This is a genomic window from Cellulomonas sp. NPDC057328 (assembly GCF_042667215.1).
In the GTDB taxonomy this organism is placed as follows: Bacteria; Actinomycetota; Actinomycetes; order Actinomycetales; family Cellulomonadaceae; genus Cellulomonas.
On sequence record NZ_JBHUZW010000121.1, the window covers coordinates 1 to 11,583 of the forward strand.

The following is an 11,583-nucleotide window of genomic DNA, read 5'->3' on the forward strand; positions in this document are numbered from 1 at the left end:
GCTCCGTCGTCGGCGGGTGGCGCGCGTCGCCGACGGCGCGCTCAGCCGCCGACGGTGACGCGCACCTGCCCGGCGGGCAGCGGGGCGTCGGACGGCTCCCAGGTCGGCGCGGTGCGCGACCACACCCGGTCCGCGACCGCGACGGCGTCCACGCCGACCTCCGTGGCGACGGCGACGGCCCAGTGCCCGGCGACCCACGCGGCGCGCGCCGGGTCGCCCGGCGCGAGGGCGTCGGCGGTGACGTCGACGGCCGGCGCCGCGCCCTCGGCGGCGTGGACCGTGACCGGCAGCTCGCCCAGGTCGCGCACGAGCCGCCCGAGCAGCGGGTCCGTGCCCACCGGGCCGTCGACCGGGTGCAGCTCGCACGTGACGGTCGCGGGGGAGAAGCCGGCGAGCCCCGACGCCCACGCGCGGGCCCGGCCCTCGTGCTGGGCGTACGCGTCGGGGAACCCGGAGCGCTGCACGGCCTGCGCCGCCTCGGTGACCGGCATGTCCGCGTAGCCCGGCACCTCCACGAGGCCGTCGTAGAACCGGCCGGTGGAGTACACGGGGTCGAGGATCTCCTCGACCGTGCCCCAGCCCTGCGACGGCCGCTGCTGGAACAGCCCCACCGAGTCGCGGTCGCCGTAGTCGATGTTGACCAGCCGGGACTCCTGCAGCGCCGTCGCGAGCCCGATCGTCACGGCGCGCGCGGGCAGCCCGCGGCGCACGGCGAGCGCCGAGATCAGCGCGGCGTTCTGCGCCTGGTCGGGGCTGAGCCGCCAGTCGGTGCCGTCGAGGCGGGCGGCGCACCGCTCCGTCAGCGGCGCGGCCGGGTGCGTGCGGTCGAGCAGCGCCACGACGCCGCCGACCGCCGCGGCGCCGACGCCGGCGACCGCGACGGTCAGGACGACCGCGGTGGCGGCACGGGACCGTCGACGGCGCGACGGCGGACGCCGGGCCACCGTCAGTTGGTGTGCAGCGCGGCGTTCAGGTGCACGCCCGCGCCCGAGCGGGCGACGGCCTCGACCGCGCCGGTCTGCGAGTTGCGGCGGAGGAGGACGTTGTCCGCGCCGGCGAGCTCCCTCGCCTTGACGACCCGCACGCCGTCGGCGTCCGCCGTCGCGCCCGGGACGTCGAACCCGACGAGCCGCACCTTGGTGCCGGCCGTCACGTAGAGCCCGGCCTCGACGACGCAGTCGTCGCCGAGCGGGATGCCGAGGCCGGCGTTCGCGCCGAGCAGGCTGCGCCGCCCGACGGACACGACCTCGCGGCCGCCGCCCGACAGCGTGCCCATGATCGAGGCGCCGCCGCCCACGTCGGACCCGTCGCCCACGACGACACCCGCGGAGATGCGGCCCTCGACCATGGACGTGCCGAGCGTGCCGGCGTTGAAGTTGACGAAGCCCTCGTGCATGACCGTCGTGCCCGGGGCGAGGTGCGCGCCGAGGCGCACGCGGTCCGCGTCGGCGACGCGCACGCCGGCGGGGACGACGTAGTCGACCATGCGCGGGAACTTGTCGACGCCGTACACGGTGACGGGCGTGCCGGTCGCCGCGCGCAGGCGCAGCCGGGTCGCCTCGAAGCCCTCGACGGCGCACGGGCCGCGGTCGGTCCAGACGACGTTGGGCAGCACGCCGAAGATGCCGTCGAGGTTCTGCCCGTGCGGCGCGACGAGCCGGTGCGAGAGCAGGTGCAGGCGCAGGTACGCGTCGGCGGTGTCGGTCGGCGGGGCGTCGAGGTCCACGACGGTCGTCACGACGCGGACGCGGACGCCGCGGGCGGGGTCGTCGCGCTCGGCGGCGCCGAGGTCGTCGGAAGCGGCGGTGTCGGCGGGCGGGGCTCCGAGGGCCGGTGCCGGGTACCAGACGTCCAGCGTCGTGCCGTCGTCGGTGAGGGTGGCCAGGCCGTGGCCCCAGGCCGTGCGGTCGGTCATGTCGTCAAGCCTACGGGCTGGGCGCGGACCGCCGGCGCCCGCACCCGCGCACCCGCACCCGCCGCACGCGCCGCAGCCGTCGCGGGCGCCGCGGGTGCGCGGCGTAGGGTCGACATCGTGGCCGCCGACACCCTGGACCTCACCGCCGACGTCGTGACGCTGACCCGTGAGCTGTGCGACATCCCGTCCGTCTCGGGCGACGAGACCCGGCTCGCCGACGCCGTCGAGGCCGCCCTGCGCGCGCACCCGCACCTCGAGGTGCTGCGGGACGGCGACGCCGTCGTGGCGCGCACCCGGCTCGGTCGCGCCCGTCGCGTCGTCGTCGCGGGACACCTCGACACCGTGCCCGTCACCGGCAACCTGCCCACCCGCCTCGAGGACGACGTGCTGCACGGCCGCGGCACCGTCGACATGAAGGCGGGCGTCGCGGTGCAGCTGTCGCTGGCGGCCGCGCTGGACGCGCCCGTGCACGACGTGACGTGGGTCTTCTACGACCACGAGGAGGTCGACGCGTCGCTGAACGGCCTCGGCCGCGTCGCGCGGAACCACCCGGACTGGCTCACGGCCGACTTCGCCGTGCTGTGCGAGCCGACCGCCGGCGGCATCGAGGGCGGCTGCAACGGCACGCTGCGCGCGGAGGTGCGCCTGCAGGGGGTCGCGGCGCACTCGGCGCGCGCGTGGACGGGCGTCAACGCGGTGCACGCCGCCGGCGAGGTGCTGCGCCGGCTCGCCGCCTACGCGCCCGCGACCGTCGAGGTGGAGGGCCTGACGTTCCGCGAGGGGCTCAACGCGGTCCTGATCTCGGGCGGGCGCGCGACCAACGTGATCCCCGACGAGTGCGTCGTCACCGTCAACTACCGGTTCGCGCCGTCACGGACGGTCGAGGAGGCGTCCGCCCACGTGCGCGAGGTGCTCGCCGGGTACGACGTCGTGGTCGTCGACGCGGCGCCCGGCGCCCGGCCAGGCCTGGACGACCCGCTCGCGCAGGACTTCGCCGCGGCCGTGCTGGCGGTGACGGGCGGGCGCCCCGCCGCCAAGCAGGGCTGGACCGACGTCGCGCGGTTCTCGTCGCTCGGCGTCCCGGCGGTGAACTTCGGGCCCGGGGACCCGCTGCTCGCCCACACGCAGGACGAGCACTGCCCGGTCGGCCAGGTGGTCGCGAGCCGCGCGGCGCTCGGTGCGTGGCTGACCGGCGCGCGCCCGGAGGACCTGCCGCTCGGGCTGTCCTGACGGCCGCCCGTCCGGGCCGTTCGCGCTGAGCACGGCCGTGCCGCGACCTAGAGTCGCCGCATGACCCACGACGACACGTCGGCACCGGCGCCGGAGTACCGCCGCGGCCCGGTGCTCATGCGACGCGACCAGATCCCCGCGAGCACCTCCGACCAGGGCCTGCTGCGCCGCGGCGACGGGGCGACCTGGCTGCACGACGACCCCTGGCGCGTCATGCGCATCCAGAGCGAGTTCGTCGAGGGCTTCGGCGCGCTCGCCGAGGTGGGGCCGGCCGTCAGCGTCTTCGGCTCGGCGCGCGTGCGTCCCGAGGACCCGTACTACGACCTCGCGCGCGACGTCGCGAAGGGGCTCGTGCAGGCCGGGTACGGCGTCATCACCGGGGGCGGCCCGGGCATCATGGAGGCCGCCAACCGGGGTGCGTCCGAGGCGGGCGGGCTGTCGGTCGGGCTCGGCATCGAGCTGCCGTTCGAGCAGGGCATGAACCGCTGGGTCGACCTCGGCGTGAACTTCCGCTACTTCTTCGCCCGCAAGACCATGTTCGTGAAGTACTCCGAGGGCTTCATCGTGCTGCCGGGCGGCTTCGGCACGTTCGACGAGCTGTTCGAGGCGCTGACGCTCGTGCAGACGCACAAGGTGACGGGCTTCCCCATCGTGCTGCTGGGGCGCGACTACTGGCAGGGCCTGCTGACGTGGCTACGGGACAGCGTGCGCGCGCACGGCATGATCGGCGAGGCCGACCTCGACCTGCTGCACGTGGCGGACTCGGCGCAGGAGGCGGTCGACGTCGTGGTGCGCCGCGGCGCCGAGCTGCGCGCCGAGGAGCAGGCCGCGGTCCGCGCGGCCCAGCGCGCGCAGACCGACGCGGCGCGCGCGTCGGACGGCACGCCCGCCCCGAGCCCCGGCGCGCCGGGGTCGGACGCGGGCTGGTGACCGGGCCGCAGGCGCGCACCGACGGGCCCGTCCCGCCCCCGCTGCCCGGGGTCCCGGCGGGGGCGGCGCCGCTGCGCCTGCGCGGCCGCACGTTCGGCCCGGACCGGCCCGTCGTCATGGCCGTCGTCAACCGCACGCCCGACTCGTTCTACGCGGCGGCGCGCCACGACGAGAGCAGCATCGACGCGGCCGTCGACCGCGCCGTCGCCGAGGGCGCGGACCTGCTCGACGTCGGGGGCGTGCGCGCCGGGCGCGGGCCCGCCGTGGACGTCGCCGAGGAGGTCGCGCGCGTCGTCCCCGTCGTCGAGCGCGTCCGGGCCCGGCACCCCGACCTGCTCGTCAGCGTCGACACGTGGCGCGCGTCCGTGGCCCGCGCCGCGGCGGACGCGGGTGCGGACCTGGTCAACGACACGTGGGCGGGGCACGACCCGGGGCTCGTCGAGGTGGCCGCCGAGCGCGGGCTGGGCGTCGTCTGCTCGCACACGGGCGGCGCGACGCCGCGCACCGACCCGTGGCGCGTCGCGTACCTGCCGGCGGACGACGGCGCCGACCCGCTCGACGCGGTCGTCGACGACGTCGTCGCCACGCTCACCGCCGCCGCGGCGCGGGCCGTCGCGCTGGGCGTCGACCCGGCGTCCGTGCTCGTCGACGCCACCCTCGACTTCGGCAAGACGACGTGGCACTCGCTGCACCTGCTGAGAAGGACCCCGCGGATCGTGCAGATCGGGCACCCTGTGCTCATGGCGGTCTCGCGCAAGGACCTGGTCGGGGAGACCCTCGGGCTGCCGCCCGAGGAGCGGCTCGAGGGCACGCTCGCGGCGACGTCGGTCGCGGCGTGGCTCGGTGCGCGCGTGTTCCGCGTGCACGACGTGGCCGCGACGCGGCGGGCCGTCGACATGGTCGCCGCCGTGCGCGCCGAGCGTGCGCCGTCCGTCGCCGTGCGGGGCATGGCGTGAGCACGGCGGGCGGCGACGGCACGACGGACGTCGCGGGCCAGGCCGGCCCCGCCGCCACGGGCGACGCGGCGGGCGACGCGGCGGGCGACGGTGCGACGGCCGCGGCGGACGTGACCGCGGCCCACGCCCCCACGCGGGCGCCGTCGCCGTGGGAGCGCGTCCGGGCGTGGCCGTGGTGGGTGCACGTGCTGCTCGTCTACGCCGCCAGCCGCGTTTTCGCCGCCGCCGTCTTCGCGTGGACCTCGGGCGTGCAGGAGGCGAACCTCTGGACGCCGGCGCAGCCCGGCTACCACCCCTTCGTCGCGCTGTTCTACGACGGCTCCTGGTACAAGCAGGTGGCCGAGGAGGGCTACCCCGCGACGCTGCCGCGCGGCGAGGACGGCCTCGTGCAGCAGAACGCGTGGGCGTTCTTCCCCCTGTTCCCGCTGCTCGTGCGCGGCCTCATGGAGGTCACGGGCGGCACGTGGGTCGTGCTGGCGCCGACCGTGGCGCTCCTGCTCGGCGCGGGTGCGGCGCTCGTCGTGCACCGTGCCGTCGTGCACGGCGCGCCGCGGGCCGTGGCCGCCCGCCCCGGGCTGCCGCTCGCCACGGTCGCGCTCGTCTGCGCGTTCCCGACGGCCGCCGTCCTGCAGGTCGCGTACACCGAGTCGCTCGCGCTGCTGCTGGTGGCGTCCGCGCTGCTCCTGCTGGTGCGCCGGCGCTACGGGTGGACCGCCGTCGTCGTCGTCGCGCTGGGCTTCACGCGCGCCGTCGCGCTGCCGATGGCCGCAGTGGTCGTCGTGCACCTGGCGGTCCGCTGGTGGCGCACGCGCCGCGGCGAGGACGACCTGCGGCCCGCCGGGACGGCCGGGCTGGCCGCGCTCGCGGTCGGCGCGGGGGTGTCCGGGTTCGCGTGGCCGGCGATCTGCGGCTGGGCGACGGGCGTGCCCGACGGGTACCTGCAGACGCAGGAGGCGTGGCGCGGCGTGCGCGAGGTCGTGCCGTTCTCGGGGTGGACGTACGTGCCGCAGTTCTGGTTCGGGGACCGGGGCGTCTGGCTGACGGTCGCGGGCTTCGCGCTCGTCGCCGCGGTGCTCCTCGTGCCCGCGGCCTGGCGGCTCGGGCCGGAGCTGCACGCGTGGGGCGCGGCGTACGTCGTCTACATCCTCGCGGTCATCGAGCCGGGCAGCAGCCTCGCGCGGTTCCTGCTGCTCGCGTTCCCGCTCGGGGCGGTGACGGCCGGCGTCGTGACGCGGCCCGGGTGGGCGCGGCGGACGTGGTTCGGCGCCGTGCTCGTGCTCATGCTGGGCCTGCAGGTGCTGTGGATCCGGCAGATGTGGGAGTTCAACCCGGGCGGCGACTGGCCCCCGTGACGGACGCCTGACGGACCCGGGACGGACCCGGGAGGGACCCCGTGACGGACGGCAGGACGGCGCGCGCGGACGCCCGCCGGGCCGCCGACCGGCGGGGACGCGCACCGGACCGGCCCGACGGTCGCCCCGGTGAACTAGGATGGTCGGCGGACAACCGGCTGATCAGGGACTGATCGACCGATGGTCGGCCCGGCCCGGCGACCCGTCGGCCGGCCACGCACGACGCGCGAAGGAGAGGCCGCATGGCCGCGATGAAGCCGAGGACCGGCGACGGACCGCTCGAGGTCACCAAGGAGGGCCGCGGCATCGTCATGCGCGTCCCGCTCGAGGGCGGCGGACGGCTGGTGGTCGAGCTCAACGCGACCGAGGCCGCCGAGCTGGGCGAGGCGCTGACCTCCGTCGTCAGCTGACGTCCGCATGAGCCCCCGCACCACCGGGCGGCGCACCGCCACGGTCGGACGCCCCGCCGGGGCCGGCACGACCCGCGGGGCGTCGGCCGTGCGGCGCACGCCGCCCGCCGTCGTCCTGCACGGCGCCACGGTCGTCGACTCCCCGCTCCTCGAGGACGGGTCGGTCGACGCCGTGGCCGTGCAGGTCGCGCCGGCGCGCGACGGCGACGACGCGCTGGAGCCGCGCACCGGGACGCCGCAGGCCGCCGCCCGGTACGGCATCGACCTGGCCGAGCTCGCGGAGCGCGCCGGCCTGACGGGTGCGGCGGGGGAGGCCTTCACGGTCCACCTCCCGCAGCCGGTCGGGTCGTCGGTGGTGCTGCCGTGGGCGGGCCTGCCGCCGCGGATCGTCCTCGTGGGCGTCGGCGACGAGAGCCCGACGGCGCTGCGCCGCGCGGGCGCCGCGCTGGCCCGGGCCGTGCGCGGCCTGCACCGCGTCGCCGCCACGGTCGGCGCGCAGACCCACCACGACGCCTCCGCCGCCGCGGAGGCCGCCCGCGCCGTCACGGAGGGCTACCTCCTCGCGGGGTACACCACCCCGCGCACGGGAGCCGCCCCCGAGCCCGAGCCGCCGGCCGAGCTCGTGCTGCTCGGCCGCGACGGCACGCGCGTCGCCGCCGCCGTGGACGCCGCCCGGGTCGCCGCGAGCGCCACGTGGCTCGTGCGCGACCTCACGAACACCCCGTCGAGCACCAAGGACCCGGCCTGGATGGCCGACCGTGCGCGCCGCCTCGCGACGCGCGCGGGCCTCGAGGTCGAGGTGCTCGGACCGCGCGAGCTCGCCGCGGGCGGGTTCGGCGGGATCCTCGCCGTGGGCGCCGGCTCGGCGTCGTCGCCGCGGCTCGTCCGCGTCGCGTACACCCCGCCCGCGGGGGGCACCGGCAGGCACGTCGTGGTCGTCGGCAAGGGCATCACGTACGACACCGGCGGGCTGTCGATCAAGCCCCGCGAGGCCATGGTCCCGATGAAGACGGACATGGCCGGGGCCGCCGTCGCGCTCGCGACCGTGCTCGCCGCCGCCGAGGCCGGCGTGCCGCACCGCGTCACGGCCGTCCTCCCGCTCGCGGAGAACCACGTGGGCGCCGCGTCGTACCGGCCCGGCGACGTGCTGCGCCTGTACGGCGGCACGACCGTCGAGATCGTGAACACCGACGCCGAGGGCCGCCTCGTGCTCGGCGACGCGCTGGCCTGGGCGGACGCCACGCTCGACCCGGACGTCCTCGTCGACGTCGCGACGCTGACGGGCGCCGCCACCCTCGGGCTCGGCAAGCAGCACGCCGCGCTGTACGGCACGGACGACGCCCTCGTCGCGGGCCTGCTCGCGGCGGGCGAGCGCACCGGTGAGCTCGCGTGGCACATGCCGCTCGTCGACGACTACGACGAGGCGGTGCGGTCGTCGGTCGCCGACCTGCGGCACGTGCCCGTCGACCGGCAGATCGGGGGCGGGTCCATCACGGCCGCGCTGTTCCTGCGCCGGTTCGTCGGCACGCGCGCGTGGGCGCACCTCGACATCGCCGGGCCCGGCCGCGCGCCGGCCGACAAGCACGAGGTCACCGAGGGCGCCACCGGCTACGGCGCGCGCCTGCTGCTCGACTGGCTGACCCAGCCGGCCTGAGCCACCCCTGACGCCCGCCCGCGCCCACGGGCGCGGGCGGCCGGTCAGCGGCGGACCGCGACCAGCAGCCCGTCGCCCGTCGGCAGCAGCGCCGGCACGAGCCGGTCGTCGCCGCGGACCTGCCGGCCCACGTCGCGCATCGTCGTCGTGGCCTCGTCCCGGCGTGCGGGGTCGCCCACGCGGTCGTGCCACAGGGCGTCGTCGACGACGAGCACGCCGCCGCGGCGCAGCAGCCGCACCGCCTGCTCGACGTACGCGGGCGTGCCCTCGACGTCCGCGTCGAGCACGACCATGTCGTAGCCGCCGTCCGTCAGGCGGGGCAGGACGTCCGACGCCCGCCCGGAGATCGTGCGGGTCCGGGTGGTGCGCACGCCCTCCTCGGCGAACGCCTCCTTGGCCGCGCGCTGGTGCTCGAGCTCGATGTCGATCGTCGTCAGCACGCCGTCCGCGGGCATGCCGCGCAGCAGGTACAGCGACGCCACCCCGGCGCCGGTCCCGACCTCGACGACCGCGCGCGCCTGCACCGCCGCGGCGAGGACCCGCAGCGCGGCACCCGCACCCGGCAGCACCGGGGTGCAGCCCAGGTGCGACGCGCGCTCGCGGGCGCGCACCAGCACGTCGTCCTCGGCGAGGAACTCCTCGCAGTAGACCCAGCTCTGGGCCTTGTCGGTGGAGATGGCGTCCTCCTGCGGAGCGGTCGGCGCGGGGCCGGCGGGGCGGGTCGGGAGCGGGTCGGGGTGGACCGGACGTCGGGACCGGACCGGGCGGACCGTGGTGGTCCGAGGTGCGGGCGACCGGGTGCGGCCGGGCCGCCGCCAGCGTAGTCCCGGACCCGAGCCGCGCCGCGGAGCGACGCGGCGCCGCCGGACGGCCGTCGCACGTGGTTCAGCCCACGACGAACAGGGGTCGAGCGCGGAGGGCGGACCTGGAAGACTGGCGGGGCACGTCCCGGCCGGATCGTCCCGCCGGCACGCGAGGAGACGATCACCGACCGATGAGCACGCCCCCCGCCGACTGGCAGGTCCCGTCGTGGGAGGAGATCGTCCGGACGCACTCCGCCCGCGTGTACCGGCTCGCCTACCGCCTGACGGGCAACCGGCACGACGCGGAGGACCTCACGCAGGAGACGTTCGTCCGCGTGTTCCGGTCCCTGCACACGTACAGCCCCGGCACGTTCGAGGGCTGGCTGCACCGCATCACGACGAACCTCTTCCTCGACATGGCGCGGCGCCGCCAGCGCGTGCGGATCGAGAGCATCGGCGACGACACCGAGCGGTGGTCCTCGCCCGACACGCTGAGCACGCCCGAGCGGGCGTTCGAGAACGCGCACCTGGACCACGACGTCCAGCGCGCGCTCGACGCGCTGCCGCCCGAGTACCGCGCCGCCGTCGTGCTGTGCGACATCGAGGGGCTGTCGTACGAGGAGATCGCGGTGACGCTGGGCATCAAGCTCGGCACGGTGCGCTCCCGCATCCACCGGGCCCGCGCGCGCCTGCGGGACGCGCTCGAGCACCGGCGTCCCGCCGCGGCGCGGGACGGCTCCGCCGAGCCGACGGCCGACGTCGCCCCCGCGGTGGAGGTCGGGTGAGCCACCTCGGGTCCTGGATCAGCGCGCTCGTCGACGGCCAGCTCGACGCCGCCGCGACCGAGCGCGCCCTCGCGCACGTCGCCGGCTGCCGCCGGTGCGCCGACGAGCTCGCCGCCGCCCGCGCGGCCCGCCGCGCGCTCGCCGCGGCCGACGAGGTCCGCCCCACCGACGACCTGACCGCACGCCTGCTGTCGCTCTGCCCGCAGGTGCCCCCCGCGCCGTCGCCGCAGGACCCCTTCGCGGTGCCGACGTCGGGCGTGCGCGGGCCGGCGCTCCCGCGGGACGCGGTGCACGCGCTGCGCGGCGACGTCGTCGCACGGCGCTCCTCGCGTCGGCTGCTGCTCGGGTCCGTGGCGGGCGTCGGCGCGGTCGCGGCCATGCTCTTCTCGCTCGGCGCGCGTCCCGTCGTCGCGCCCTCGTCGCACCCCGCCGCCGTGCTGGGCCTGCTCGCGGTCGACGGCCGCGCGGCCGACGCCGACGCCGTCCCGGTGTCGCAGGACACGGTCACGTGGCTGCGTGCGCACGGCTGGACGTTCCCGCGCGAGCTGCCCGCCGACTGGCGCGTGCGCGCGATCCGCTGGTCCGGCGATGACCGGCGCGTGCTCGAGGTCGAGCTCGCCGCGCCGTCCGGCACGGTGGTGGTGACCGAGCAGCAGGGCCGCCTCGACACCGACGCGCTCGCGGGCGCACCGGTCCGCACGGTCGGCGGCCGGCAGGTCCACGTGCTGTCGACCGAGCCGTGGCTCGTGGCGTGGCAGTCCGAGGCGACGGTCGTGCAGGTCGTCGGCACGGACGGCGACGAGGACGTCGACGCGATCGTCGGGGCGTTCCCGTCGGGCGGCTACGACGACACGGTCGCGGGCCGCATCGGCCGCGGGTGGCAGACGGTGACGAGCACGCTGGAGACCCCGTGACGACCGACGAGCGCGAGCCCGGGGAGCCGACGGCGGAGAACCCGACGGCGGAGAACCCGACGGCTGCCGAGCCGGCGGGTGCGGAGCGAGTGGTCGCGGACCCGACGGCTGCCGACCCGACGGCTGCCGACGCGACGCCTGCCGACCCGACGCCTGCCGACCCGACGCCTGCCGACCCGACGGCGACGGAGCGAGTGGCTGCGGAGCCCGCACCGACGCCCCCGCCGGCAGACCCCGCGCCCCCCGCCCCCGCGGTAGCGGCGCTCTTCGCGCCGCCGTCGTCCTACCGCCGCGCGCAGCCGTCCGCGGCCCCCGCGGCGAACACCGCGCCGGCACCCGCGGCCGTCGCGACCGGCACGGCACCCGTGCCGCACGGCGCCGCGGCCCCGCAGGCGCCCGCCGGTACCCCGGCCTGGTCCCCGAGGACCGGCACCGACGCGGGCACCGGGACCCACGCGGGCACCGGGACCCACACCGGCACCGGGACCCACACCGGCACCGGGACCCACACCGGCACCGGCGTCCCGGCCGGGCCCGAGGGCCAAGCGGCACCCCCGACCGGTGCCGACCCCGGCGCCGCGCCGGTCGCGCGCCGGCGCCGGCGCCGGCGCCGCACGCTGTCGGCCGCGTGGGT

General features: G+C 77.7%; 11 protein-coding genes and 1 pseudogene. 9 read left to right on the plus strand and 3 right to left on the minus strand.

What is annotated here, in order from left to right; genetic code table 11:
• Positions 1 to 41 precede the first annotated feature (41 nt).
• Complete coding sequence (locus ACFUMH_RS16360) at positions 42 to 944, minus strand: hypothetical protein (RefSeq protein ID WP_378207968.1); 903 nt, start codon at positions 942 to 944, stop codon at positions 42 to 44.
• Positions 945 to 946: 2 nt separating this feature from the next.
• On the minus strand, positions 947 to 1,915 hold the full coding sequence (gene dapD / locus ACFUMH_RS16365) for a 2,3,4,5-tetrahydropyridine-2,6-dicarboxylate N-succinyltransferase (protein ID WP_378207971.1): 969 nt from the start codon (positions 1,913 to 1,915) through the stop codon (positions 947 to 949).
• Positions 1,916 to 2,029: 114 nt separating this feature from the next.
• Here dapD and dapE point away from each other — a divergent pair, with 114 nt between their 5' ends.
• The 6 genes from dapE to ACFUMH_RS16395 all read left to right on the plus strand — a co-directional run bounded on the left by dapE (position 2,030) and on the right by ACFUMH_RS16395 (position 8,447).
• Entirely contained in the window at positions 2,030 to 3,145 is a 1,116-nt protein-coding gene (dapE, locus tag ACFUMH_RS16370; protein WP_378207994.1) for a succinyl-diaminopimelate desuccinylase, read from the plus strand.
• A gap of 60 nt (positions 3,146 to 3,205) precedes the next feature.
• Positions 3,206 to 4,075 (plus strand): TIGR00730 family Rossman fold protein, encoded by an 870-nt coding sequence (locus tag ACFUMH_RS16375; RefSeq protein WP_378207975.1) that lies wholly within the window; start codon positions 3,206 to 3,208, stop codon positions 4,073 to 4,075.
• Positions 4,072 to 5,031 carry a dihydropteroate synthase gene (gene folP, locus ACFUMH_RS16380; RefSeq protein ID WP_378207978.1) on the plus strand — a complete coding sequence of 320 codons (960 nt, stop codon included), beginning with the start codon at positions 4,072 to 4,074 and terminating at the stop codon, positions 5,029 to 5,031. Before ACFUMH_RS16375 ends, folP begins: the two co-directional genes overlap by 4 nt.
• Positions 5,028 to 6,383, plus strand: coding sequence for a hypothetical protein (locus tag ACFUMH_RS16385; RefSeq protein ID WP_378207981.1), 1,356 nt, complete (start codon positions 5,028 to 5,030; stop codon positions 6,381 to 6,383). Before folP ends, ACFUMH_RS16385 begins: the two co-directional genes overlap by 4 nt.
• Positions 6,384 to 6,625: 242 nt before the next feature.
• The gene (locus ACFUMH_RS16390) at positions 6,626 to 6,793 is read left to right on the plus strand and encodes a DUF3117 domain-containing protein (protein WP_013772033.1); all 168 of its coding nucleotides are present in this window, start codon (positions 6,626 to 6,628) and stop codon (positions 6,791 to 6,793) included.
• Between the two features lie 7 nt (positions 6,794 to 6,800).
• The gene (locus ACFUMH_RS16395; protein WP_378207984.1) at positions 6,801 to 8,447 is read left to right on the plus strand and encodes a leucyl aminopeptidase family protein; all 1,647 of its coding nucleotides are present in this window, start codon (positions 6,801 to 6,803) and stop codon (positions 8,445 to 8,447) included.
• Positions 8,448 to 8,491: 44 nt separating this feature from the next.
• Here the strand turns inward: ACFUMH_RS16395 and ACFUMH_RS16400 are convergent, their stop codons facing one another.
• A complete protein-coding gene (locus tag ACFUMH_RS16400) occupies positions 8,492 to 9,124 on the minus strand; it encodes an O-methyltransferase (RefSeq protein WP_378207997.1) in 633 nt (210 codons plus the stop codon).
• A 317-nt stretch (positions 9,125 to 9,441) separates the two neighbouring features.
• Between ACFUMH_RS16400 and sigE the strand changes: the two genes are divergently transcribed.
• From sigE to ACFUMH_RS16415, 3 genes and pseudogenes are all read left to right on the plus strand, one after another.
• Complete coding sequence (sigE, locus tag ACFUMH_RS16405) at positions 9,442 to 10,035, plus strand: RNA polymerase sigma factor SigE (protein ID WP_378207987.1); 594 nt, start codon at positions 9,442 to 9,444, stop codon at positions 10,033 to 10,035.
• Positions 10,032 to 10,949, plus strand: a complete 918-nt coding sequence (locus ACFUMH_RS16410) for a zf-HC2 domain-containing protein (RefSeq protein ID WP_378207990.1) — start codon at positions 10,032 to 10,034, stop codon at positions 10,947 to 10,949. The genes sigE and ACFUMH_RS16410 overlap by 4 nt, the downstream gene beginning before the upstream one ends.
• Positions 10,946 to 11,583: pseudogene (locus ACFUMH_RS16415) on the plus strand (hypothetical protein); the annotation flags it as partial. The gene ACFUMH_RS16410 and the pseudogene ACFUMH_RS16415, both read left to right, overlap by 4 nt.